This window comes from Pseudoalteromonas sp. C8 (genome assembly GCF_011378685.1).
In the GTDB taxonomy this organism is placed as follows: Bacteria; Pseudomonadota; Gammaproteobacteria; order Enterobacterales; family Alteromonadaceae; genus Pseudoalteromonas; species Pseudoalteromonas arctica.
In genome coordinates, this window is the sequence record NZ_WTKT01000092.1 from 1 (window position 1) to 259 (window position 259).

1 protein-coding gene is annotated in these 259 nt (G+C 37.8%); it reads right to left on the bottom strand.

The features are described from left to right. Positions 1-259: catalase (locus GQR39_RS20160; protein ID WP_165736438.1), on the bottom strand; the 259-nt coding region annotated here is incomplete at both ends.

Here is a 259-nt window from a genome sequence, read left to right on the forward strand (position 1 = left end):
TCCCACATATCACGACGATGAAAGTCTGGATCTGCACCGTTTAATTTAAGCGCTTCATTCCATACCACTGACTGCATTCCAAATTTAGGTTTCCAATGGAATTTAACAAATTTCTCTTCTTTTTTAGCATTAATTAATTTAAAAGTATGTACCCCAAAACCTTCCATAAAGCGTAATGAGCGAGGAATTGCACGATCAGACATGGTCCACATTACCATGTTCATTGCTTCTGGCGTTAAGCTGATAAAGTCCCAGAAAT